Consider the following 24,441-nt stretch of genomic DNA (forward strand, 5'->3'; position numbering starts at 1 on the left):
CTCCAGCACATTGATATTTAGGCGGAGACGATGCTCCGCCTGCAAATTAGGACAACCCCATGATCGTAAAAAACAAATTCAGCCTGTTTCCAATTCAGTACGAAGAGATTTGGCAAGCATACAAAACCCACGAAGCGGCATTCTGGACAACCGAAGAGCTCGACTTTGCGCAAGATTTGCCTGATCTGCAAAAGCTGACTGAAGGTGAGCAACACTTCATTCGCCACGTTCTGGCTTTCTTTGCTCAGAGTGAAGGCATGATCAACGAAAACCTGCTGACGCGTTTCTACGGTGAAATTGAAATTGCAGAAGCTCGCTGCTTCCTTGCGTTGCAAGCGTTCAACGAAGTGATTCATGCAGAAACTTATGCACTCCAGCTTGAAACCTACATTCCTGATGTGGAAGAACGTGAGCGTCTGTTCAATGCGATTGACAACGTGCCTACAGTAAAACGCAAAGCACAGTGGGTGATGAAGTGGATCTCTTCAGACAAGCCACTACCAATGCGTTTAATTGCTTTTGGTCTGGTTGAAGGGTTGTTCTTCGCGGGCAGCTTCTGTGCGATTTACTACTTCCGTAAACGTGGTCTGCTGGCGGGTCTGGCAGCAAGTAATGACTTGATTGCTCGTGATGAAGGTTTGCACTTTAGCTTTTCTGCCTTACTGTTCAAAACACTAGGTCAGGGCAAAGTGACTCAAGCAGAATTTGAAGAAATTTGTCGCGAAGCGGTATCCATTGAGAAAGAGTTCGTAACCGAAGCTCTGCCAGTAGACCTGATTGGAATGAACGCTGACTTGATGTGTCAGTATATTGAACATACGGCAGACGTTATCGCTGGCCTGTTTGGTTTCGACAAAGTGTTCGGCTCTGAGAACCCATTTGATTACATGCGTCTTCTGGATATGGAAGGCAAAACAAACTTCTTCGAAAAACGCGTGACGGAATACAAGCGTCCGCAAGATCGTCAACTGGCTTTCGATGCCGATTTCTAACAGGAGTGGAACATGCAAATTGAAATGTTTAGCAAGGACAACTGCCCGCAATGTGTGACTGCAGCCAGCTGGGTTGCGCAGCAAGGGTTAAAATTGAGTCAGCTTAAATTAGACATCGACTTCGACAGAGAAACCTTGTTTGAACTGTTTCCAATGGCAAGAAGCTACCCACAATTTCGCGTGAACGGGCAACCTGTTGGCGATTTTGAAACGCTAAAGAACCAACTTGCATTCAGTGCGGAAACTTCTTTTTAAAAAGAACCTAAAATTTCTCACTTAATCAAACATAGAGAAGTGGCTGTTTTTACAGCCACTTTTTTTGTTTTCTTTTCCAATATTTATCCTATGTCCCTAAAGTGTTTCTAACTTGTTATTTTTAAACATATTATTTTGATGCAATTGTCATTTATAAAGTTGCATAACAGTCAATAAAATAAAAGTATCAATTTCATTTCTATAAAGTATATGAGTGACAACACTCACATTTGGTAATCCTTTAAAGTATATATAATTTAAAACCCGTTCATTGTTTCAAATCCTGTGTTTATTATCACTGCTCTTTTATTTTCAATGTTCATTCTGTAAATAACCAATATATTGAAATTAGTCTGAATTAACTTTTTATTAACTTATTGTTTTTATTTTTTGTTTGAAGCTTATAAAGAGCTTTGAAGGGATTCGTTTACTTTTAAAATAGGGAAAGCTTTATGAAATCTGAAAACACTCAGTTGGTTTCTGAAGAAGTTGTAATTAATGATCTGCGTTCTTCTGATTACGAGGAATTATATCCATTGATCAGTCCACCTCACTTGGGGTACGTGGATGAAAAGTTTTTGAAAAAGGTGTTCAAACCGGAAGGACCTGACGTGGTCACTGGTCTGGCTCTCCGTGCAGGCGGCAAGCTGGTAGGATGCATGGGGTTTATTCCTCAGGAGAGGGTGACACGCGAAGGTAATACCGTACAGACTGTGAATCTCACCTGCGCTGTATCTCACCCAGACTATCGAGGATATGGACTAAAGCTGTTCAGACAGTTAAACAAGTTTGACGACGTCCTTTTCACGGCTTTGTCTGCCAGTGATGTCGCCGATGTTATATACCGCAAAGTGTGCAAAGCAAGAGAGCAGTCCGGTGGGTTTCAAATTGTCGATGGTGTTTTAGACGACGTTTCCCAAGTTGAAGCGCATGTTGATGAGTTTGATTTAAGCTATCTCAGTGACTACGAAAAGTCGCTCTACTTTTCACATGAGGATCTTGAGTGTAATCAGTTTCTAATTAAGTCCGAAGAAGAGGTTTGCTTCTTAATAACTAGAAAAGTGAAGTTGGAAGACAAACTATGCAGTGAAATTGTTTACTTTGGTCATGAAGACCTTTTTGTAAGCCATATCCCTGCTATTTCTAAGTTAATTAAAGAACATGACAAGTCAGAGCACTGTGTTATTAGTTTGGCTGATACACCGGTTTGCCTTATTAATTTGGAAAGTCAGATTAAAATGAAAGAACCGAGAGTAACGTTTGGTATAGATGTTGATATTCCATTTATTTCTCTCCATTCAGAAAATTTAATATTTGGTTTGTAATCCAGTTTATTTACATGACTCAATTTAGTAAAAAAACGTTTTTAATGTGCGCGATACCGATCTCGCTGTACAACGTTGTTATGTCATCATTGGGCTTTGTCGATTCATTTATGATCAGTCAGCTTGGTGAAACAGAAGCAGCAGCTGCGGGAATCGGAGCCAGGTGGCTGTGGTTCAGTGCTTTCTTTGTGTCGGCTTCATCGACTGGTGTTGCCATTATTTGGAATCAGCAGTCTGAGCGAGCCGATACTGAGTATCGTCGTAACATTGTTCGAGGGTCGCTGATCATTCTTGGTTGTGCTTTAAGCTTTGCCTGCCTTTTCTTTACCATACCTGAGATGCTGGCGAGGTTGTTTTCCAAGGATGAAAGCATATTGGACCTATCGAGTGGTTACATTTCCCTGATGGCAGTTGTCATCATCCTGACGGGTCTGACCACCATTCAAGATTTTGCCTTTCGTTCTTTAGGGAGAGTGAATCTAGTTCTCTACAGCTACTGTTTTGAAGTGGCACTGAATATTTTCTTGAATTATCTGCTGATATTTGGGGCTTACGGTGCACCTAAATTAGGAATAGAAGGTGCCGCCATTGGCTCGATCATCGCTAGGGGGCTACGTTTTCTGCTGCTTCTGTTTGCAATGTACGGGTTCGAGCCAAGGCTAAAAGTAGGGCTTAGGGAAGTTTATTCCTCCTTTAACCTTGAAGCTTATAAGAAGATCTACAGCTTATGCTGGCCCGTAGTGCTGGGATCGCTTGCCTGGGTAGGTGGTGTATTTGCGTTTCAAGTGATATACGCCAATATGGGTACAGACGTTTTGGTGGTTATGTCCATTATCACTCCGTTTGAACTCCTCGCATTGTCGTTTGTTTCTGGCGTAGGTCAGGCAACCAGTATTCTCGTAGGTAAAGAGTTAGGTGCACAGAGGTTTGAACGCGCCAAGCACGTCGCCAAATTGGGTCTGACATTTGGTGTTATGTCTGGCGGACTGGCAGCATTCATCATTGTTGGTTCTTCATTCTGGGTCATTCAATACTATGAACATCTGAGTGAGTCTGTGGTCGGTATGCTGTCGATCATGTATCCGCTAACCGCGATCACTGTGATGCTGAAAGCCGTTAATAGTGTTCAGATGGCAGGCATTCTCGTGAGTGGCGGAGAAACCAAATTTGTAGTGAAGCTCGATTTTGTATGTCAGTGGATCATCGCAATTCCAACCGCTGTTGCTTTAGGGTTGTGGTTGGCGTTACCAGTGCACTGGGTCTATTTGTTTGTGCAGATGGAAGAGTTTGCCAAACTGTTCCCAGCGATGTTTCGAATTCGTCAGCACAAGTGGTTGGTGAAACTGGCATAAAAAAAGCGTACCGGTGAGGTACGCTTTCTTTCTAATCCGTTAAATCAGAGTGTTTCTGTGTCAAATTGATAGGTTTCAATTTCTTTGGGCAATGGCTTCTCGGGGGAAACGGGAATCAGCACAGTGAATCTGGCACCACCCAACTCGCTATCATCAACAGAAATTGTCCATTTAAGTGATTTCGCAGCGCTGGCTGCAATTGCCAGGCCTAAGCCAAAACCGCCACTGGCAGAATTGCGGCTTTTATCCAGTCGGGCAAACGCCATGAATATCTCTTTGCGTTTGTCTTCTGGAATACCGGGTCCATTGTCTTCCACATCAATTGCCCAATGGGTTTTAAAGCAAGTAAGGCTAAGCCTTACTTTTCCGTTGCCATAGCGATTTGCATTGGTAATGAAGTTGTCGATTACCAGTTGGCAGAGTGTTTCATCGGCATGCAAAATGGTGTTTTCTGAAATGCAGTTAACGACAAACTCCCCATTGCGCTGGGTGATTTTGTTCAGACGTTCCTGACAAAAATCAGAAATGTAGATACTGGAAGACTTTTGCTGTATTTCGGCATAACCGGATACATTCAGCTTGGATAACTGAACGATGTGTGTCGACAGATCTTTGATGTCTTCGACGTAGTGATCAATGTTGTTGAATATTGCCCGATCCTGAACCGGAGTCTGGATTCTTGCGAGGTCTGACGCCATCTGAATTCGGCTCAGAGGTGTTCGAATTTCATGTGGGATTGCCTGAGTAAATATCTGGCTTTGTTTCACCCGGCTTTCAATGTCTTCCGCCATGCCGTTGAAACCATTCGCCAGCTCGCGAATGGGCTGAGAGTAATGGGCAGTTGTTCTGGTGGAAAGGCTGCCTTGTCCAAATTTTCTTTGGTCAGCAAGTAGTTGGTTAATTTGTATTTGAATCTTTCTCACTGGCACGTAAATCAGGGCTGCCAAGCTCACGACTAGTGTTGCCAATAAAGCCAGAACAAAATGGATTTCCGAATCCTCATACCATTCAAATTGGGGTTCGAAGAACTCACCATGCTCGCCAAAAAAGAAACTGTAATTTGAATTGGGAATGGGCATGACAACGGCAAAGTGACAGCCATTGATGAGGTAAACAGGGAGTCCTTTCATGTAGAACATGAATTCACATTCAGCGCATGGAGCACTCTCATCCCAGTCTTTGATCAACGCTAAGTCAAAGATGTAAAAACGTTGTTCTCCCGTGCGTTCCAGCTCTTTATACAGCGAGTTTGGGTCGCCTTTTTCTTCGATGTACTGATTGAGAAAGAAATTAGCATCGTTGAGAAATATCTCTACATCTGTTCGATGCATATACCCTTCACCCAGATGCATGAAGACCATAATCGTTAAACCCAGCCCGGCAATGATGCCTAAATAAAGCCGGGTAAACATCGAATTGAGAACCTTAAACATGAGTCAGCATATAGCCTTGATTTCGTACGGTTTTGATAAATGCTGACGAAACATTCGCCTGAGAGAACTTTTTCCTGAGCCCTGACACCCGCATGTCGATGGAGCGGTCATTAAAGTTGTACTCGATTCCACGTGCAGACTGGCAAAATATTTCTCGGGAAACTGGCTTGTCTGAGTTTTCCATCAACAGGTGCAGGATATCGAACTCTGATGCCGTAAGATTGAGTTTATTTTCGTGGTAACAGGCGATTTTTCGAGTAAGGCAAAGGGTAATGCCATATTTAGAAAGAGACAGAGGATCTGTGGGGGGTTGCGATTTTTTATAACGACGAAGTAGCGCCTCAATTCGAGCAACCAGAATATGACCCCGAACGGGTTTGGTTAAATAGTCGTCTGCTCCAAACTTGAACAAACTTACCTCTGTAAGTTCATCTTCAGAAGCAGTGAGAACAACGATCATTCCATCATAAAACTCTCGAACTTCCTGGCAGATAGTCGCTCCATCTTTGCCGGGTAGCATCAGGTCTAAAATAATAAGATCGGGATGAATATTTTTTACCGCGTCGACAGCGTCCGAACCGTCGCAGATAGCGTCAACCTCGTAGCCTTCAGCTTCAAGGTACATCTTAGTCAGGCGAGATATTTCCTTATCATCTTCAACCAATAGAATTCTACAATTTGGCATCTTGATATGGCGTTGTTATGCATTCCGGGGCAAGTATATAGAATGTGAATTGTATCGCAATAGTGAGAAGGAAAATATTTTTCTCGTTGTAAACTCGAAGTTTCTTACACTGTCTTACATTCGAGAACCCAACTATACATTTGACTATATTTCATGCTGTAAAAACGATGCAATCGATTTCTTGTTGGTGTTTTCTAGCGATATTTACGAAATGACATAAATTACGTTTCAAGCGGGTTGGTGTTACTTGTCCTTACAAAATTGATAGCGAGCTATATCGTATTCTTTGCCTTTGGTGATGCATGTATTCCGGGTAGCTATGCTTCCAGTTTGCGCTCACTACACAAGGAAATTCCAGCGATGAAACTGAAACTCTCACTACTTCCACTGATTTTTACAATAGGCAGTTTTTCTACATTTGCGGCAGATAATGAAAAAAACATTATCGAGAAAAAGGTGATGGACTGGATGCATGTCGAAGTAAAATCAGTCAAAGGTATCGCCATTCGTCACGTGTTTTCCTGCTCTTTTTATTCCGCGACTCCAGTATTAAAACATCGCGATGGAGAATCGTCGTTCGGCGACTATAAATTCTACTCTCTCAACGGACAACTAGAAGAGCTGATGACTCCAACTTCAACTCAGGTCATGCCAGATGTATCAGAGTGCCTGAAATCTGACTTTCGCCTGAATACCCAAGAGGACGCCGAATACCTACTTGAGGCTTTGGACACTTTATTTGCGTCAGGCAGCCATTTTGATCAAGGCGTAGAAAAGAAGGCAATCAAGGGCAAAGATGGCTGGAAGCTGATTACGGGTGAGTTCTTTGATGACTTGTCTGGTTACAAGGTAGTAACGGATGAAAAAGGCAAAATTAAAAAAATTGAGTATGTTTTGGGACTGTAATCCATTCTGAATATCTTTTGTTCTTTTCTTTACCATCTGACCAATTAAACGTTAAGTTGTTTAGCTATTATTTAGCAAGATTGGTCAGGTATCGCTCTGAAAAAACGGTGAAACTCTTCGGAGAAAGGACAGGAGAACACTTTGAGCACACAATACGATGCGCGAATGCAGGCGACATGCGATTACATACATCAACACCTGGATAAGATACTAACGGTTTCTGAACTTAGTCAGGTAGCGCATTTTTCTGAATTTCATTTTCATCGTCAGTTTCGGGCTTATGTTGGAGTCAATGTCGCACGTTACATCACGCAGCTCAGACTAAAAAGAGCGGCGTATCAGCTTGGCTTTCATCCCGAAAAGAGTGTGACAGACATTGCCTTAGACGCACAGTTTGAATTTTCTGAGTCGTTTTCTCGTGCTTTCAAAAAGGAATTCGGTCAATCCCCTCGTGATTTTCGCAAACAACCGGATTGGCAGAAGTTGCACCAGACATTCTTGAAGCCAACAAGGCGACAGGAGGAGAAAATGAAAGTAGACATTCAAAAATTTGAGAGAACCTTAATTGCGGTATTTGAGCATCGCGGTCCCGCTCCACAAGTTAATCACTCAGCTATGAAATTTATCGATTGGCGGAAGTCGACAGGTTTATCGCCAGTAAGCAGTCGCCGGACTTTTGGTTTGATTTACGATGACCCTGCAGAAACCGAGCCGAGTAAGTTTCGATTTGATATTTGTGGCGAAGTTCATCAAGCCGTTCCTGCAAATTCTCATGGTGTTGTGAACAAAGAAATTCCGGAAGGAAGAGTAGCTGTTGTTCGCCATATTGGTTCTCATGATGAGCTCGATAAAAAGGTTATCTACCTTTACGGAACCTGGCTACCTGAAAGCGGTGAAACACTGCGAGATTTCCCGTGCTTTTTCCATTATCAGAATTTCTTTCCTGAAGTGGATGAACATGAACTGGTTACAGATGTTTACTTACCCATCGAATAAAACAGAGCGGCAAAAGCCGCTCTATTTACACTGTCTGAAATGAATCCGCTTCTTCAATTCCGTTATTTCTAAGTTTGCGCAAACTGCTGATGACCATAGGCAACACTACAAGAGTGAGAGTTAAATTGGATAAGGGTACAGAAAGCCATATTCCATCTACTCCAAAGTACTGGGGCAATACCAGCAGAAAGGGGAGCTGTACAATCATATTTCCCGCTGAGACGAATAGCGCCTTTCCTCCCATACCTATCGCCATAAAGTAAACAGAAGCCGCAAATAGGAAACCATCCAGACTTATCCCCAATAAATGTAATTGCACACCTTGCTTGGTGGCAGAGGTCAATGCTGAGTTTTCAGTAGTGAATAGCGAAATCGCAGCTTCAGGGAAGATGTTCAGCAGGATAGTGACGACAATACCCAAACCAACCGAAACCGAGAGTGCAAGCTTAACGGTATCTTTAATTTTACTAAACTGCTTCGCGCCAAAGTAAAAGCTCACTGGGGGCTGCATGCCGTTGGCGATGCCTTCTGTAAAGTAATAGTAAATACTGGCGATGTAGCCAACGATAGCAAAAGCAGCAACGTGGGTTGAATCACCATAGTACATGAACAGCTTGTTGTGCAGAGCCATCACAAAACCAAAGTAAACGAACATGACTAAGGTTGACGCGCCAAGCTCGGTGGTGCGCCAGACCAACTTCCACTTAAACTGACCACTAAATACATTAGCTTCAGAATACTTACTCAGAAAGTACCCAAGGCTTAATAATGTGGTGATTGCCTGAGCTATTAATGTCGCAATGGCGGCTCCTTTCAGACCCATACCAAGATGTGCCAGAAACAGATAATCCAGTGCGATATTCGTGATTGCTCCGATTAAAATAAACGCTGTAGAGATATTCGGGCTATCGTCGTTTCGGACTAACATTGGAAGTGCGCTGGAAGCGATAGTGAGCAAAGCACCTATTGTGAATATATTCAGGCATTCAGTTGCGAACTGTTTCGGGTCCCCATAAGCGCCCTGAATCTCCAGAGCCCACCCAGAAACAGAATAAAGAAATAGTGAGCCCAGTATTCCTGTCACCAGAATCATCCATAAACCAGTCTTTAGAGTATGATCCGCATCGGCGAGCTTACCTTCTCCCCGAAATTGCGAAACTATACTCCCGCCTCCCATGCCGATAAGCACTCCAATACCGGTGATAATGGCAACCACTGGAATCACCATATTGATGCCGGCGAGCCCGTCTGATCCCACGTAGTGACCAACAAAGATGCCGTCAATGACCAGGTAAAGACCGTTCACCACCATGGCCAGAATAGATGGAATAGCATAGCGCCAGAAGGTTTTACTTACCGATTGGCTGGTGTTGGAAATGGTGACTTCAGACATGATCACGTGCTCGATTATTCAATTTATTCTGACCATTGTATTGTTAGATTGGATAGATGAAAGTTATTATCTATCCGTTTTTCGGATGGATAAATGCAATGAACTGGACTCTGGATCAAATTGAAGCCTTTGTGGTGTCGGCGCAAAGCGGGTCATTTTCCGCTGCTGCAAGAAAGTTAGGAAAAGCTCAGTCGCGAATTAGCAGTGCGATAGCCAATCTGGAAGCAGATCTGGGGTTCGATTTATTTGACCGCTCTTCCCGATTTCCTGTGGTTACGCCACTTGGTAAGCAAATGTTGGTGGATGCCGAAGCTTTGCTGCACCAGTGCCACAGGCTGAATAGCCGGGCATTGACCGCTTCATCAGGGGAACCGATTTCGCTCAAATTGTCTGTAGACGAAGCCATTCCGCTGGATGCCGCGCATTCCATATTTACAACACTTGGCGAACGCTTTCCGGATCTCAAACTCACGATTACCAATGGTTCTCGAGACGATATTTCAGTGGCTATTGCCGAAGAGAAAGCCGACATCGGGCTCATGTTCCGACATGCCGAGCTGCCCAGAGGTGTCGATTTTCAATCCATTGGGTACTTTGAAAAAGTGCTGGTTGTTGGAGAAGCGCACCCGCTCGCCAATCGAAAAGAAGTGTCGCTGGCGGAGCTGCACGGAGATCGCCAGCTTGTTATCTGTGATCGGGCAGGTGAGGGGGGAGACAAAGCGTTAACGCCAAACCATTGGTATATCGACAGCTATTACCTGATTTGCGATTTGGTTGCACACAATCAGGGGTGGGCAATTGTCCCAAAACACATTGCAGATACATCGTGGTTCTCTGGTCAGGTTAAAGTACTGGAATGCAGAGATTCTTTCTCTGAAGTGATGGTGGAGATTGGTTTGGTTAAACGCACTGACAGCCCAGACAGTGAAGTAAGAACCTGGCTGATGACGGAACTAAAAGAGCTGTTGGAAAAAAACGAATAGAGCAATAAGAAACAAAAAATACCCTGCATGCGGGAAACCATGCAGGGCATAAAAGGCAGCTATAGATATTATTTCAGGTTCATACTGTACGAGATAAGCAGTTTCACGTCGGTGCGGTCATTGTTTTTCGGACCACGAGAAATGGAGTCACCGTGATCGTAGTAACCGTGGAACATACGAACGTTCAAGCCCTTAAGCCCACCTTCCAGGAACTTGTAGCCAATGTTCCAGTCCAGTGATTTCATCGTCGCGTCGTATTCTTTCTTAGCGAAATCAGACATGACATTCGTACCGTAGTTAGCGCCTACACCGGCGGTTAGCCCCGGTACACCGAAATCTGCAAAGTTGTAGTTCATCGCAAGTTTCACTGCTCGTGTGCCATCTACGTTGTAGTCTTCCAGCTGAGAAGTAGTCTGCTGGAAATTACGGTTGTCGGAGTTCGCCCAAGGTGTCAGACGGAAGTTGTAAGTGCCTTCCTGACCTTTCGTATCCGTTGCACTCAAACCTGCAATCCAGGTGAAGTTACCGCTTTTAATGTTAGCACCAACACCAACATAGCTTTGTGCTTCCTGATCTTTAAGACCTGTCAGCTCAGTTTCAGCGCGGATACTGCCGTGGTAGAAACCGGTCAGGTTGACTTTAGCGTTGCCCAAATCAAAGCCGTATTTACCCAGAATCTGCCAGTTGGTGCGGTAATCTTTACCTTCACCGTAGCCTAAGTCGATCTGACCGCCATCAAACTTGTAGATACCACCAACGGTATGAATGTAGTCGATGATCTTACCTTGCTTGCCAGTTGGGTCTTGATTCTGGTGCCAGGTAGTTGTCATGTCGTGGAAGTTTTTACGCCAGTCATTTTTGAATTTATCGGCAATGGCATAGCCCACGACAAAATCACCAAAATGCGCTTTGGCTTCGACACCGCGGTAGGCGTGAGGGTTAAGCCCCCAGCTGGAACGAATGGTACCAATGTTGATTCGGGTGTAACCACCACGAACCGCAAGACCCGTGTCGTCATTACCAAATTTTGCTTTTAGTGAAGCAACTGGCACTGCGACATAAGATTTTTCGCACGCTTTTCCGTCATACGACGGATTGCCTTCACAGGTGTGGTCATAGTACAGAATCTCGGACATGCCCGTTGTGTCGCCAACTTGCAAGTTGGTGTTTGCCCAAATATCAAAACCAATGGTGTCTTTGAAGTAACCAGAGCGGTAATCCCACGCTAGCTGTAGCGTTTGGTTTTCAATATTAGGGACGTATTCATCAGAGGCATTTTTTTGCTGACGATCTCGAATGTACAGGAAAGAGTGAAGCTTAGACGTCGACTCTTCATAGAAAGCCTGCTTCGCTTCGTCTGCCAAATCGAGTGCCGCGGCACTTTGATTAAGGACGTCGTTAGGGTCGTTATCGTCTGCGTGTACAGGGAATGCCGCCATTGCAACCAAAATAGAGGCACTGAGTAGGGAAAGGGGAGTTTTGTTCAGTGTGTTCATAACCATATCCATCAGTTATTGATTTTTTTGTGAATGAGTCACAGGGTTATGATATAAAAACGCCGTTATTTTAAAATAGAAATGGCGTTTTATTTATGTTTCATAAGATCTCGATCATAGTTAGATACTGGGATTAGAAGTCGATCACAATCTAATTGATGTGCGATTATAGATATGAAAAATCTTAGTAATAATATGAAAAATAAGGTAATTATTAAGAGTTGGCGCAATTGTGAAGAAGGTGGAGAGTGAGTCACATCACTTTTCGTCGAAAGTGGAATTGGGCGGTTTTTTGTGATTTCTATCAATAAAGACCAGCCAGATTGCTGGTCTTAGACCTTGATGCATAGATGGTATTGCAGAACTAAGTGACGGGTTCTCCAGCGCCGAGCTTCGACTGTTCACTATTTTCGACCAAAATCTCTTTCGCCGATTGTTTCAGCACTTGCCACTCTTGCTCGTCAACTTCTATGCCTCGTTCCCAAGCCGTTCTTTGCGAGCGAGACAGCTGTCTTGCTGAAATATGAATATCGTACTCTTCAGCTATATCCGAAAAGTCGAAATCATCAATAGAGAGCACAACAGTCATATCATGAATCCGATCCAAATCCGCTGACACCTGCTTAGAGAAAAACAGTTCCGGCGAAATTCGTCCTTTGTTCAAAATCAGCAACACCTTTCTGGGGTCAGAGCCATTTTCCCAATTCGCTTTGCATGCAATGCCTTTGGAAGACAGCTTGACCAGTTCGCTGTAGGCGAGCCAGCGATTGTGGCATCGGGTTAACGTCAGCGTAATCTGTCGGTGCTTCACCATTTTCTGTAGTGCAAAATCCAGCACTGCAGGTAAATGGCAGGCAAGGCTTGAACCGTGAAGATCAAAATCAAGGGTATTGTTGCCAGCTTCGCAGACATCAACAGGACTGTCTTTCTCTTTGTGCATGAATCGGCTGCCGCTGTTGAAATGCTTAATACCATTCAACCCTGCCATTTGCAGATCCACGACCATGTTGGCAATGATATCGGCTTCGCCACAGTTTTTCCGCATTCCCAGAAATGCTTTGGTGACGGTCGTTGCCAGCTCGTTATGAGAAACGATCATAAGTCTTCATCTCCTGTACTTAAGCTGAGTGAGGGCAAAGTCGGGAAAATCCATTCATCTTCGCCAATTTCATCAGTGAGTGGTGCGCCTTGGAAAAAGGTGACTCTTACCCAGCGATCGGATCTCGGGTCAAACTTGGTTGCGCCAAATATAGCCAATTTACAGCGAAGTAAGTGCATCGGTAATGCGTCCTTGTGCAATACATTCATTTGAATGTCACCCATTACTTTTTTCCCTAACGTGCAAACTCGGCGAGCAACCATGCGGTGCTCGGGGTGCTTAAGTGAAAACTCCGCCATCGAGATGTTTGGGTTTTCCGACTCTAAGGCGTGGTAGAGTTTGTTTACTTGCCGTCCTATATCAAGCGGCAGTTCTTTTTCCTGACCTGGTTCTTCACCTCGAATACCGAGCCTCGGCTCTTCCTTGTCTTGCGACCGATACCAAAACCAGTAATTGTTATTGCGTTGTGAGTAATCAGGGTCAATCGCCCATCGATAGCGTGTTTTCAGAACGTCAATAAACTGCTGAACGGTTTTTCCTCCCTCCAGATTCAGAGACTCGTCGCAATTCATTTGGTCTTGAAACACATCGACTTTCTCTGGGTAAACCTCCATCAGACAGCTAATTAAGCACTCTTGAGCTTCCAGACTCAGATGACTGCTGTCTTCAAGAAATTGTCCCCAGTTGTGATTGCTGACAGACGGGGAATCGATACTGACGATAAGCTTTCTGAGTTCCTGAGCTGCTGTGGTGTTCATGTCGTGCTGAAGCACATCAATCGTGACAACTTGCTCTAAGTGGCAAATGGCTTTGTTCAGCAACCGAATGAGCTGTTTCTTACTTTTAGAATCAGGTGTCTGACACAATACTTCCGCCAGCGCAGATTCTCTCGCGGTTAACCATTGGTCGACAATACATGGGTGGTTAATCAGGTATGGAGCCATGCCCAGACCTGTTGCATTTCCAACCCCGAGGTAGCGTTGAAGAGAGCGCTCAAGCTCTACGAACTTATCTCCGCCCTGTAACTTAGCCAGATAGTGTACCCAGTCGATGCTGAATTCTCGCAACATGTAAACCGCACACATCTGAGCGCTGAAAGACTGCTTAAAATCCGGGTTATTTTCGAGCCGTTTGAAATCAGCAATGCCGAATTTTCCGTTCCCGTAAACCGCGGTGGTTCGTAAAATGTAACCGACCTCTGCCAACTCAGTTAGCTCTGGCTGCAAGCCACTTGCCAGCCGTGAAACAACGTGTTCGAACACTCGCATGCTTTTATTGGCGCGCGCCAAGACCAACACGTTGTTAGGGTTACGACCTGCTTCCTGCAATGGTACGTTTTCCCTAAGCCTGTTTAACAGTACTTGTGAGACGTCTCCATGCACTAAAGCAAAAGTGACATCCCACTTCTCGGCGATCACCCGGTCGTTGCGCTCGTCGTTTTTAATCTCAGTACAGAAAACCACTAAATGATAGACATTTTCTGGTGTCCTGAGCTGGTAAACGACGTGACCAAAACCTTGTGGGCAAAGCTCCCATAAGTGCCTCTTTATACGCCACTTCTGTTTTGCCATTTTTCGTATCAACGTCCTGACAAAGCTGATCCGCGTTTGATGCATGGCACCTAAACGGTCAGGCGCCATGACGACATCCGGATTACGATACAGGGCAGAAAGGTGTGTAGAACGATGTGCATCCATTTTGCTCACCACCATATTGTTATAAGAGTATTTGGGTGGGCGCGAAGCCCACCAGTTATTGGATTAATTCAAACCTTGTTCTTTCGCTAGCTTCATCGCGATATGAGGGGCATTCCATAAGGAAGGCAGCAGGATCAAGGACACAGGTACCGCAGTGATCACAATGAAGGACTGCAAAGCGGATATTCCACCAGAACCCAAGGAAATAAGGATTAAAGCCGTCACCCCCATCATGATTCCCCAAAAGCTGCGAATAATGGCATTTGGTTCCGTTTCACCGCTGATCACCACGCTGATTGTGTAAGTCATCGAGTCGCCAGTAGTGACGATGAAAATAGTGGTCAGAACCAAAAACAGAATTGATATAAACAGCGGTAAAGGTAGCTGCTGGGTTACCGCGAGCAATGCACCGGGTAAGTTGAACCCTTCAAATGCTTTACTGACACTGTCGGGATTAGCAATTTCAAAAGCCAGACCTGAACCACCGACGATGGTGAACCAGAAGAAGGTGACCAGTGGCGCTACGATGCTGATAGTGGAAATGATCTGGCGAATGCTTCTGCCACGAGAAATGCGTGCAATGAATATCGCCATCATCGGACCGTACCCCAGGAACCAGCCCCAGAAGAAAACCGTCCACCAGCTCAGCCAGCCTTCGTCACCGCGGTAGGTTGCCATCGGAATGAAGTTGTCCAGCATGGTGCCAACGCCTTGAATGTAACCGTTAAAAATAAAGTTGGTGGGACCAAACAGCAGGATGTAAACCATCAAGGCACAAGCAAGGATTACGTTGAAACGGCTGAGCATCTGCATGCCGCGATTCAAGCCACTGATGGCAGACAGGGTATACAGCGCAATGGCAAACATTACGATGATCAACTGGGTTGTGAAACCGTCAGGAATTTCGAACAAAACGTTAAGGGCATAGCTGACCTGTAAGCCCAGAAAGCCGATAGGACCAATGGTGCCCGCTGCTACAGCGACGATGCAGCATGCATCAATCAAAGCGCCTGTTTGCCCCTTGAGTGCCCGCTCCCCAAGCACAGGGTAGAGGAGAATGCGAGGTTTCAGAGGCAGACCTTTGTCGTAATGCAGGTGCATCACCACAATGGACGTCAGGCTACCGACAATTGCCCAAGCCAAGAAGCCCCAGTGCATAAAGGATTGCGATAATGCGTTAATCGCAGTCTGCTGAACGCTCTCTTGCGCACCATAAAGTGGTGGAGGGCTGACAAAGTGCGCGATCGGTTCTGCTGCTGCCCAAAATACGCCGCCTCCGGCAAGCAGGGTACAGAAGATGATGGCCATCCAGCGGAAACTGTTCATTTCCGGCTTCGCGATATTACCCAGAATCACCTTGCCCGTTCGACCCGCCGCTAAGCCAAGACCAATCAAAAAGGTGAGTAAGAGGAGGAGCTGCCAGTAGGGACCGAACACTTTCACCGACCAGGCAAATCCAGCGTTGACCACCGAAGACAAGAGCTCGCCATCGAAAAGCGCAAGCGTAACGAAAAGTGCGATGAAACCACCGCTGTACCAGAGTGCCGGATTGCTTAAACCTAACGCGTCCGTTGCGTTTTGGCTGGTTTGGTTTGAAGCTTTAGGTGCGGTAGCCGCCCCAGAGTTTTTCAAGCTATTGGTTAGATCAGACATGATGCTGACTCCAGAAGTTTTCTTTGCCGCAGCAAAGGTGTATTTAACACCTGCCATTATGATTATTGTTATTAGGCAGGCTGTTCCTTGTTAGATAGACACTGGCTGACACGAAGCCGATTACGTCATTGGCTCTAGCCCTTCTTTCAGAAACTGAAACCAGTTGTCTCCGAGTATTTTTCCTGCCTCGGGCTCTGTAAACCCGTGGCGCATTAATCCGTTGTAAATGTTTTCCATCCCTTCACTGCCCGCAAACCATGGCAGTGCATCTGGCCAGCCTGCGTTACTCGCCGAACCTTCGCCATAATCCATGGCTTTTGACCAGCGTCCGTTTCGCATCCACTCCAGTACCGATTGAGGCTGGTTAAGGCACAAATCTGAGCCGATAGCCAGGTGATCAACGCCTGCTAAGTCAGCGGTTTTGGCGATCATCTGGCAAAAATCGTCCAGCGTGCAGTCACTGCCATTGGGCAAGTGGAATGGGTACAGGCTGAAACCCAGCAATCCACCACGTTCAGTCAGCGACTGGATTACGTGATCGGATTTATTACGCAGTGCTTTGTGCGCAAAGCTTGGGTTAGCGTGGCTGATGCAGATAGGGCGTTCAGACAGGTCGATGGCTTCCAGCGTTGAACGCTCGGCACTGTGCGACATATCAATGATCATCCCTACACGGTTCATTTCTTTGATGGCTTGCTTGCCAAATCGGGTAATTCCCGCGTCGTGTTGTTCATAGCATCCTGTGGCGAGCAGGCTTTGATTGTTATAGGTGAGCTGCATGATCAGCAAACCCTGACGCTTCATCACTTCGATTAAGCCGATTTCGTCTTCAATCGGCGAGCAGTTCTGAGCGCCGAAAAGCACCCCCACTTTCCCGGAGGACTTGGCTTTTTCGACATCTGCCATGGTGTGAACGGGCATAATGAGATCGGCGTTGAGCTCGAACAATCGATTCCATTCCGCAAATCGTGTGAGGGTCTCACGCGTATTCTCGTGGTACACCAACGTGGCGTGGACGGCGGTGATGCCGCTGGCTCTGAGAGTCTGAAAATACTCTCTGTCCCAGTTGCAGTACTGCAAGCCGTCAATCACTATCCTTTCCTGATACATACCGTGGTTTCCTATTAGGCTGCGCGTGCGAGAATCAGTAAGCACGCTGGTAAGCCGTCTTAACGACGGTATAAAACTCTTTGGCGTACTGACCCTGCTCACGAGGACCAAAGCTGGATTCTTTACGTCCGCCAAACGGCACGTGGTAATCGGTTCCTGCGGTTGGCAAGTTCACCATCACGCAGCCCGTTTGCGCTTGCTGTTTGAACAGCGCGCTGGTGCGAAGGCTTTGGGTAATGATGCCGCCAGTCAGACCAAAGCGAGTATCGTTAGTGATAGCAATTGCTTCATCCAAGCCCGATGCTCGAATCACGCTAGCCATCGGTGCGAATACTTCTTCCTGGTTCACTTCCCACTGGTTTTTTGTGTCTAAGAATAGAGTTGGGGACATGTAGTAGCCTTCGTGTTTCAGGCTTAAACGCTCGCCACCAAAGGCGAGTTCAGCACCGCTTGCACGCGCTTTTTCTAACCATGCGAAGTTGGCTTCAAGCTGGTTTCCATCGACCACCGGACCCATGAAGATCCCGTCATCAAGGGCATGACCGACTTTCAGTTCGCTCATGCGTTTAATCAATGCCTCAACGTACTGGTCGTGAATGCTGTCCATCACCACCAAGCGAGAGGATGCGGTACACTTCTGACCTGCCCCCGAGAACGAACCCGCAATAGTCGCGTCAACCGCTGTCTGAATATCGGCATCGTCAGCAATGACCAGCGCATTTTTACTGCCCATTTCTAACTGGCAGCGCACAAAATTAGGTGCTGTAGCCGCAGCAACTTTGCGACCGGTTTCCACTGAACCGGTAAAGCTGACCGCATCAATTTCTTTTGAATTAATTAAGGTGTTGCCCACCTTCGAACCGCTGCCTAGGACTAAGTTGAAGGTTCCCGCTGGCAAACCCTGACGGTGAATGATTTCGGTTAGGGCTACGGCACTGGCAGGAGTGAGGTTGGCGGGTTTCCATATAACGCTATTCCCAAACGCCAGTGCAGGCGCAATTTTCCAGGCCGCAGTCGCAGTAGGGAAGTTCCACGGGGAGATAATGGCAACCACGCCCACGGCTTCACGTGTGACTTCAACCGAAACCCCCGGGCGCACTGAATCGGCAGCGTCGCCTATCTGGCGTAGCACTTCTGCCGCGAAATACTGGAAGAACTGACCAGCGCGGTAAATTTCTCCTCGACCTTCTGCAAACGGCTTTCCTTCTTCACGAGAGAGCAACGTACCCAGTTCGTCGCAGCGAGCGATAAGTTCATCACCAATGGCTTGCAGCACCGCTTGCTTGCGCTCTAGGGGTGTTTTTTCCCATTCTTTCTGGGCGGTCTTGGCAGCGGCAATCGCTTGTTGAGTTTGTTGCTCACTGGCTTGCGCGAATATTCCGATGGTTTCGCTGATGTCCGATGGGTTGATGTTGGCAATGGTGCTTTCACCCGATTGCCATTCTCCACCAATGTACAGGGCTTTTTCGTAGGGCAATGAAGTTGTCATGTTGAATCCTTGTTGTCATTCGAGTTATTGACCATGGGTGGCAGACGCGTACACCACAAATTCCACCAGCATTTCTTCACGAGCCAGTCCAGCAACCACCATCGCCGCTCGATTTGGAAACGGGGCATTGAACTGTTCTGCATACACGCGGTTGACCGTTGGTAAATAGTCCCTGTCCGTTACGTAAATCAGCACCTGAAATACCGAATCGAGTGATTCCCCAGCGCATTCCAGTGTGTGTGCAAGGTTGGCGAAGGTTTGGCGAGTCTGTGCCTCTATGCCTCCTTCAACGACAGCGCCCGTGTGGTCGATGGGAATCTGAGCGGTGTATAAAGTGCCGTTGCCGACGACTGCCCATTCCAATGGGGCTTTAGAAGCAAATAGCTCGGTTTTTACTGGGTGTTTTGCAGTTTGTGTATTCACGTTTCGAATCCAAGATGTAATAGAAATGTTTCTCTTTGGTTAAATATTGCACTTTGACAAGTGATAAATCTAACGGTAAATTTTTTACATTTGATAAATAAAATTTATCAGTGGAGAAAAAACCAGACAGGGAAAGGCGTTAGAGGGAAAGGATGAACATTAAACTGCAACAATTGATGCATTTTTCGTACGTGGTTGAAGAGGGCGGTTTCAGGGCTGCTTCTCAACGTGCCAACCGATCTCAGGCAGCTCTGTCCACGTCAATCAAAGAGCTGGAGCGAACACTTGGTCAACCTTTGTTTGAAAGCGGGAACAAGTCGACACTGACCCCGTTTGGTGAAATTTGTGTGCCTAAGATCACGCAATTTCTCAATGTTTACCACGCATTGGACAATGACTTGCGTGCCGCAGCCGCTGGGCAGCAGGGTCGGGTTCGTATCGCCAGTGTGCCGTCGGTAGCCGCCAAATTGATCCCGAGTGTGCTAGCGGCGTTCTGCGAACGTTTTCCCGATGTGGAAGTCAGCTTAATCGACGATAACGCGACTGGAGTGGAAGCTAGACTGATGTCGGGAGAAGTGGATCTGGCGTTGGGTAACTGCATGCATCTGGATGATGAATCTATGGATTTCACCCCTCTGATTTCAGATCCTATTGGCGTGGTGTGTCTGAAAGACAATCCAATTGCCTCCAATATGGATGGCATAGCCTGGGAAACTTTGTTGCAACAACCCTTTATTCGTAATGGCACCTGTACTTTGCTTGAATCGACCCCTGCAAGGGTGCTCAGCCAAAAAGCGCTGTATTCAGTAGAAAACATCACGTCTCTGTTTTCCGTCTTAGAGTTAGGCATTGGCGTGACAACGCTTCCAAAGCTTGCATTTCCAACCAATGAAACGCGGCTGGTGTGGATCCCCCTTATAGACCCTCCTTTGCAGCGTGAGATTGGTATTTTTCGGCTGTCTGAACGCACGATTTCACCGCAGGCCAAGGGTTTTCATGATTTGTGTATCGAATATCTGAACTTTGGGAAAGGAGAGGCGGATAAACAATAGGTTACGTTTTAGTCTGATATTGATTTTAATATCAAAAGGCAATTTCTATTTACGAAAACCCGGTTTTATTCCATAGATATTCAATCCCCTGATGTGATGCATAAGAATGAATTTGCAAACACGAAGGAGATAACAATGGAAAAAACACCTTTTGCTCTACGTACCTTGGCTGCAAGCATCGCAATCGTTCTGGTGCCAACTCTTGCCGTAGCGGGAGCGTCTGCAGACGCAGCAGCGAACAGCGTCACCACGACTGCCAATAATAGCCAGCTACCAAGTCTGCCTAACTACACCAACAAAGAATACGCGGATGGCGGAAACGCGGAAGCCCTTCAATACCAAGTCTTTAATGACCCGGATTTTTACAAACCTCTTGCCTATCTTGGGCACTACATGGGGTTTGGATGGGCTGGTGGCACCAACTCAGGTTTCATTGGCGAAGATATGGAAGTGAAGCGAATTGATTCGAAAACGTATTCTATTAATGCTCGCTACAACAGCAATGACCCGCACGCCGATGGATACTGGGCGCATAAACGCTTAAAAATGAAAGTGAAAGACGTCAAACTGGTAACAAACCCAGCAGATCTGATTCTGGGCGAGCCAGAAGTGTACGACAGGGAAGCGCTCGCCACGGTTAATGCGATGGTCTATAACTGCGGGAACACCGAAGATACCGCCCCTGTCGATATTGGTTACAGTGAAACGACCAGTTGGTCAAAAACCGACAACTTCTCTTTTGGTCAGTCTTTAAGTGTGACCAACAAGTATGAAGTAGGTGTGCCACTGATTGGGGGAGCATCATCAGAGGTAAAAGTGGAGTTTAATGCTAGCCAGGGGTGGAATGAAACCAATGGCGATTCGACTTCCATTGACCAAAAAGCGCAGTACCGAGCTCAGGTTCCTGAGATGAGTAAGCGCTACATTACTCTGACCCTGTTTAAGCAGAAAGCAGACATTCCGTATAACTCATTCGCCTACCTCAGCTATAACATTGACTACGAAGGTTTCCTTCGCTGGGGTGGCAATGCACGATCTGATCACCCAACCGATCGCCCGTATATTACTCACACGTTTGGTCACACCAATGGTCTTAACGGTCCGCAACAAATCGCAGATGAGTACAAGTTCTCTTACATTGGAGGCTACAGTGGCTGGGACTGGCACTGGATGCGAGATGAATTTGGTCAGTCGAACCTGAACTGGGCAATTGGTAACGTGGCAAAACGAAAATATGGTGCGCCTATGTCGGGCAAGTTTACGACCGTGGATGGCAGCCAGTACAACATAACTGCCGGAGCTTCTATTCGTTTGACTCCAGAAGAGATTGCTACACTTGCGAATTGCAGTCAGCCAGTGAATAGCCGCATGGCTCGAATGCGTACCGCCAGTTCTCAGCTGGGGCTGAAAGTCGAGTCTATCGATAAGCATTCCGACGATAACACGGTTTCAAATATTACTATGTCGCTGGCAGCACCTTTGACTATGTAAAATTGAAATAATATGAATCTCAAATGACCTGAAGTGACTTCGCTTCAGGTCATTTTTGTTTTTATCTACATGTCTTCTGTCACAAGCTTATCAACAATTGGTTTATCGCCTGTTTCTTGTTTTGGAAATATTTCTTCTACGTGACTTTTTAAAAAATCAATAATAGTTCGGGTCGGTGTAGTGAGTAACTGTCTGCTGGGAAATATTAAACTTACATCCAATGAGGGTAAATTTTTATGCGGCAATAATACGGTTAATTCACCGTTGCTCACTTTCTCACGAATATTAAAATAAGGAAGAATTGTCATAGCATTCAATGAAGATATGGCGTTAATTGCGCATCTGTCGGAGTTCACTTTTAATATCACCTGATCTGAACAGACGTTATTTTCCATGTAAGTTTTTATATAGGGAAAATTTAGATGCAACGTTTAAAACGATCGGTATTTTACTGATGTAATCGAGGTTGTTTTTTTGTTCTTCCGGAACCAAAGTACTGGGCGCAACCAGCATTCTTGGTATGCTGCCAAGTTTCACAGACACCACGTCCTGCTCGGTGACTTTTCCAATACGCAGTACTAAGTCGTAGCCCATACGAGAAATGGACTCGCGTGTGTCGTTTAAACTGACGTCCAACTGAATGTCGGGGTACAAGTTAATAAACTTCAGCAATACCGGAAACACAACGTCTTCACCAAAGCGACGCGGCAAGCCTAAACGGACATTGCCTTTCATTACGCTGTCCTGGCTGGGGGTCATCAATTCATGATAACCATGGAGAAGATCTCTGGCTTTCTGGTAGAAGTCGACACCCTTATTGGTGAGCGAAATTTTATTTCCTTTTCGATTGAGCAGTTGGTATCCCACTTCCTTTTCAAGATACTGTACGCGTTTACTCACCGTTGATATCGATACTGAAAGTTGCTCAGCAGCGAGGGAGAAACTGTTGGCATTGACAACGGTAACGAATGCCTTAATTTTTAAAAATCTATCCATTTTACCAACTTAACGAAACACGTAGTTATACTCAAACCGCCTCAAGGTGCTAGTTTCAGCGAGAGTTGCTTGGTTTTCAGACAAGACATCGATTTGAAGATCTAGTGGCTCTAAATCTAGAATCGATAACGCAGTATGGAAGCCAAGCAAACTCGCCCTTGGGAGCGTATCTCCTGCCTCATTTCATCGTCAAAGAACTTGGAAAGGACTCGTCATTCCACTGCGTTCTTTTCCTTGAACTGAAACAGGAGATAACGCTCTGAATCCTGCATCTTGAGGTGGTTTGAGTATATTAAGTCTATTTTTATTGAGTCACTTAAGATTGAATAAACTGATGAATTATGTGGATAACAATATTTGTCACTATTTGGACGAGGGTAAGAATTATATCTTTATTACTGAATGCAGTTTGTGATTCCCATTCTAAAAATGATTCCAGATTAGCTCATAGTGATTATTTGGAAATAACTTATTTAGACTCATCTAAAATATATTATTCTGAACAATATTGATTAATTATTATTCTGTTTAGGCTGTTCGTAATAAAAACAGAGGCTGGCTTAATCCCTATAGCTATTTCCTCATTCCGTACGGTGATCGTTTGAGCGCTCGAGATTTAGAAGGCGAATTAATCACTGAGTTTTCAATTCATTTGATTTTCAATATACGGATATAAAAGGTATTGATGCAATAACTTAATTAGTAAGTTGAAGGGTTAATCAATATTTAAATCAATACGTTAAGTTACTAGACTCTTGTTTCATCAGAAGCTAAGAATGTCGGTATTCTCAAATATTACACTTTGTCATGTAGGGTTCAAACTAGTGAAACACAACTGTCACATATTCTTCCTAAAGTGAGCAGCGTTCAAGTGAAACACAACGGCGATGAATGCCACTTAAGGAAATTGTGATGAAAAAAACAGTAATCGGTGCATTGGCTCTACTAGGCACACTAACAGTAAACCCAGTTCTGGCTAAAGAAACTATCTCTGCTGTCGGTTCTAGCAGCGTTACTCCACTGATGGAAGTATTCTCTGAAACTTACATGAAAACGAACGGAAACGTCTTCATTGAAGTTCAAGGTCCTGGTTCTTCTGCTGGCGTTAAAGCGGCGAAGAACGGCAGTGCAGACCTGGGCATGTCTTCTCGTAACCTGAAAGATTCTGAAAAAGAGCCAGCACTAAAAGAAGTGGTTGTTGCTCGTGATGGTATCGCAGTTGTTGTTAACCCTAAAAACGGTGTGAAAGAACTGACAGCCGCTCAGGTAACGGCTATCTACAAAGGCGAAGTAACAAACTGGAGCCAGGTTGGCGGTGCTAACAAGCCAATCGTTGCTATCACTCGTGACACAGCGTCTGGTACTCGTGGTGCATTCGAAGACATCATGAAACTGAAAAAGAAAATTGCGGGTAAGAAAGTATCGGCAATCTCTCAACGCGCTCAGGTTGCAAACGGCAACGGTGCACTGAAAACCATGGTTGCAAGCAACCCATTTGCTATCGGTTACATCTCTCTAGGTACGGTTGATTCTTCTGTTCAGGCTCTGGCTATCGATGGCACAGCGGCAACAGTCGACAACGTGAAGAACGGTTCTTACAAAGTCGCTCGTCCAT

At 45.6% G+C, this 24,441-nt stretch carries 22 protein-coding genes; 10 read left to right on the forward strand and 12 right to left on the reverse strand.

The window, feature by feature from the left end; translation table 11 throughout:
• Positions 1–59 precede the first annotated feature (59 nt).
• The 4 genes from RH89_RS14390 to RH89_RS14405 all read left to right on the forward strand — a co-directional run bounded on the left by RH89_RS14390 (position 60) and on the right by RH89_RS14405 (position 3,924).
• On the forward strand, positions 60–992 hold the full coding sequence (locus RH89_RS14390) for a ribonucleotide-diphosphate reductase subunit beta (protein WP_004403294.1): 933 nt from the start codon (positions 60–62) through the stop codon (positions 990–992).
• Between the two features lie 12 nt (positions 993–1,004).
• Complete coding sequence (locus RH89_RS14395; RefSeq protein WP_004403296.1) at positions 1,005–1,247, forward strand: glutaredoxin family protein; 243 nt, start codon at positions 1,005–1,007, stop codon at positions 1,245–1,247.
• Positions 1,248–1,699: 452 nt separating this feature from the next.
• On the forward strand, positions 1,700–2,572 hold the full coding sequence (locus RH89_RS14400) for a GNAT family protein (RefSeq protein WP_004403299.1): 873 nt from the start codon (positions 1,700–1,702) through the stop codon (positions 2,570–2,572).
• Positions 2,573–2,616: 44 nt separating this feature from the next.
• Entirely contained in the window at positions 2,617–3,924 is a 1,308-nt protein-coding gene (locus tag RH89_RS14405) for an MATE family efflux transporter (RefSeq protein ID WP_004403302.1), read from the forward strand.
• 44 nt (positions 3,925–3,968) lie between these two features.
• Here the strand turns inward: RH89_RS14405 and RH89_RS14410 are convergent, their stop codons facing one another.
• Positions 3,969–5,336 (reverse strand): ATP-binding protein, encoded by a 1,368-nt coding sequence (locus tag RH89_RS14410; RefSeq protein ID WP_231109586.1) that lies wholly within the window; start codon positions 5,334–5,336, stop codon positions 3,969–3,971.
• A gap of 13 nt (positions 5,337–5,349) precedes the next feature.
• The gene (locus tag RH89_RS14415; RefSeq protein WP_038146120.1) at positions 5,350–6,042 is read right to left on the reverse strand and encodes a response regulator transcription factor; all 693 of its coding nucleotides are present in this window, start codon (positions 6,040–6,042) and stop codon (positions 5,350–5,352) included.
• A 360-nt stretch (positions 6,043–6,402) separates the two neighbouring features.
• On the opposite strand from RH89_RS14415, the gene RH89_RS14420 reads away from it, so the two are divergent.
• Entirely contained in the window at positions 6,403–6,948 is a 546-nt protein-coding gene (locus RH89_RS14420; RefSeq protein ID WP_004403309.1) for a hypothetical protein, read from the forward strand.
• A 141-nt stretch (positions 6,949–7,089) separates the two neighbouring features.
• A complete protein-coding gene (locus tag RH89_RS14425) occupies positions 7,090–7,944 on the forward strand; it encodes an AraC family transcriptional regulator (RefSeq protein WP_004403311.1) in 855 nt (284 codons plus the stop codon).
• A gap of 25 nt (positions 7,945–7,969) precedes the next feature.
• On the opposite strand, the gene RH89_RS14430 is transcribed toward RH89_RS14425, so the two are convergent.
• Positions 7,970–9,337, reverse strand: a complete 1,368-nt coding sequence (locus RH89_RS14430) for an MATE family efflux transporter (RefSeq protein WP_004403314.1) — start codon at positions 9,335–9,337, stop codon at positions 7,970–7,972.
• A 98-nt stretch (positions 9,338–9,435) separates the two neighbouring features.
• On the opposite strand from RH89_RS14430, the gene RH89_RS14435 reads away from it, so the two are divergent.
• Positions 9,436–10,320 carry a LysR family transcriptional regulator gene (locus RH89_RS14435; protein WP_004403316.1) on the forward strand — a complete coding sequence of 295 codons (885 nt, stop codon included), beginning with the start codon at positions 9,436–9,438 and terminating at the stop codon, positions 10,318–10,320.
• Between the two features lie 68 nt (positions 10,321–10,388).
• Here the strand turns inward: RH89_RS14435 and RH89_RS14440 are convergent, their stop codons facing one another.
• The 7 genes from RH89_RS14440 to RH89_RS14470 all read right to left on the reverse strand — a co-directional run bounded on the left by RH89_RS14440 (position 10,389) and on the right by RH89_RS14470 (position 19,287).
• Entirely contained in the window at positions 10,389–11,816 is a 1,428-nt protein-coding gene (locus tag RH89_RS14440) for an OprD family outer membrane porin (RefSeq protein WP_004403318.1), read from the reverse strand.
• A gap of 364 nt (positions 11,817–12,180) precedes the next feature.
• Positions 12,181–12,915 (reverse strand): DUF3726 domain-containing protein, encoded by a 735-nt coding sequence (locus tag RH89_RS14445; protein ID WP_004403320.1) that lies wholly within the window; start codon positions 12,913–12,915, stop codon positions 12,181–12,183.
• Complete coding sequence (locus RH89_RS14450; protein ID WP_004403322.1) at positions 12,912–14,612, reverse strand: hypothetical protein; 1,701 nt, start codon at positions 14,610–14,612, stop codon at positions 12,912–12,914. The genes RH89_RS14445 and RH89_RS14450 overlap by 4 nt, the downstream gene beginning before the upstream one ends.
• Positions 14,613–14,675: 63 nt before the next feature.
• Positions 14,676–16,265, reverse strand: coding sequence for a BCCT family transporter (locus RH89_RS14455; RefSeq protein ID WP_038142778.1), 1,590 nt, complete (start codon positions 16,263–16,265; stop codon positions 14,676–14,678).
• Positions 16,266–16,385: 120 nt separating this feature from the next.
• A complete protein-coding gene (locus RH89_RS14460; protein WP_004403325.1) occupies positions 16,386–17,375 on the reverse strand; it encodes a membrane dipeptidase in 990 nt (329 codons plus the stop codon).
• Positions 17,376–17,409: 34 nt separating this feature from the next.
• Entirely contained in the window at positions 17,410–18,864 is a 1,455-nt protein-coding gene (locus RH89_RS14465) for an aldehyde dehydrogenase family protein (RefSeq protein ID WP_004403332.1), read from the reverse strand.
• 24 nt (positions 18,865–18,888) lie between these two features.
• Entirely contained in the window at positions 18,889–19,287 is a 399-nt protein-coding gene (locus RH89_RS14470) for a RidA family protein (RefSeq protein WP_004403335.1), read from the reverse strand.
• Between the two features lie 152 nt (positions 19,288–19,439).
• Here RH89_RS14470 and RH89_RS14475 point away from each other — a divergent pair, with 152 nt between their 5' ends.
• Together RH89_RS14475 and RH89_RS14480 are read left to right on the forward strand one after the other, a co-directional pair.
• On the forward strand, positions 19,440–20,339 hold the full coding sequence (locus RH89_RS14475; protein ID WP_004403338.1) for a LysR family transcriptional regulator: 900 nt from the start codon (positions 19,440–19,442) through the stop codon (positions 20,337–20,339).
• A 135-nt stretch (positions 20,340–20,474) separates the two neighbouring features.
• Positions 20,475–21,830 carry an aerolysin family beta-barrel pore-forming toxin gene (locus tag RH89_RS14480; RefSeq protein WP_004403339.1) on the forward strand — a complete coding sequence of 452 codons (1,356 nt, stop codon included), beginning with the start codon at positions 20,475–20,477 and terminating at the stop codon, positions 21,828–21,830.
• A gap of 65 nt (positions 21,831–21,895) precedes the next feature.
• Here RH89_RS14480 and RH89_RS14485 read toward each other — a convergent pair whose 3' ends face one another.
• Positions 21,896–22,225, reverse strand: coding sequence for a type 2 periplasmic-binding domain-containing protein (locus tag RH89_RS14485; protein WP_004403340.1), 330 nt, complete (start codon positions 22,223–22,225; stop codon positions 21,896–21,898).
• Positions 22,215–22,826: a LysR family transcriptional regulator gene (locus RH89_RS14490; protein WP_004403341.1), complete on the reverse strand. Its 612-nt coding sequence runs from the start codon at positions 22,824–22,826 to the stop codon at positions 22,215–22,217. Before RH89_RS14490 ends, RH89_RS14485 begins: the two co-directional genes overlap by 11 nt.
• A 912-nt stretch (positions 22,827–23,738) precedes the next feature.
• On the opposite strand from RH89_RS14490, the gene RH89_RS14495 reads away from it, so the two are divergent.
• Positions 23,739–24,441: phosphate ABC transporter substrate-binding protein (locus RH89_RS14495; RefSeq protein WP_004403342.1), on the forward strand; the 703-nt coding region annotated here is incomplete at its 3' end.

The organism is Vibrio nigripulchritudo ATCC 27043, assembly GCF_000222685.1.
Classification (GTDB): Bacteria; Pseudomonadota; Gammaproteobacteria; order Enterobacterales; family Vibrionaceae; genus Vibrio; species Vibrio nigripulchritudo.